General features: G+C 38.7%; 1 protein-coding gene. It reads left to right on the top strand.

What is annotated here, in order from left to right:
• Positions 1 to 76 precede the first annotated feature (76 nt).
• Positions 77 to 757 (top strand): IS6 family transposase, encoded by a 681-nt coding sequence (locus tag RV00_RS15870; protein WP_005875647.1) that lies wholly within the window; start codon positions 77 to 79, stop codon positions 755 to 757.
• The last annotated feature ends 55 nt before the right edge of the window (positions 758 to 812 follow it).

Genomic DNA, 812 nt, shown 5'->3' on the forward strand with positions numbered 1-812 from the left:
GGTTCTGTTGCAAAGTTTTTCAATCAAGACCTTTTAGTGTAAAATCTAACTAAAATGACCCGGGAGGAACGAAGATATGAACCCTTTTAAAGGAAAACAATTCCAAGAAGACGTGATTATTGTGGCTGTCGGTTATTATCTTCGCTATAACCTCAGTTATCGTGAAGTTCAAGAAATTCTCTATGATCGTGGCATTGAGGTCTGTCATACAACCATTTACCGTTGGGTTCAGGAATACGGAAAGTTACTTTATCAGATCTGGAAAAAGAAAAACAAGCAGTCTTTTTATTCATGGAAGATGGACGAAACCTATATCAAAATTAAAGGCAAGTGGCATTATCTGTATCGAGCCATCGATGCAGATGGCTTAACCTTAGATATATGGCTACGAAAAAAACGCAATACACAAGCTGCGTATGCGTTCTTAAAGAGACTGTTCAACCATTTTGGAGAACCAAAGGTTCTCGTTACTGATAAAGCACCGTCGATTTCCTGTGCCTTCAAAAAGTTGCAGAATCATGGGTTTTATCAACATACAGAACATCGAACCGTAAAATATTTAAACAATTTGATTGAACAAGATCATCGACCAATCAAGCGTAGAAATAAATTCTATCGAAGCTTACGTACCGCTGCGACCACGATCAAAGGGATGGAAACCATTCGAGGACTATATAAGAAAAGCCGAAAAGAAGGGTCCCTTTTTGGTTTTTCAGTGTGTCTTGAAATCAAAGGATTACTAGGCATCCCGGCTTGATCGATAGTAAGCTTAAGGAAATTGTCTTTAGCTAGAGACGCTTTGCAACAGAACC

It is taken from the genome of Enterococcus devriesei, assembly GCF_001885905.1.
Classification (GTDB): Bacteria; Bacillota; Bacilli; order Lactobacillales; family Enterococcaceae; genus Enterococcus_A; species Enterococcus_A devriesei.

What these genes read in the sequence shown, in the direction of transcription:
- RV00_RS15870 (WP_005875647.1), top strand. Translation starts at nt 77, where the DNA reads ATGAACCCTTTTAAAGGAAAACAATTCCAAGAAGACGTGATTATTGTG.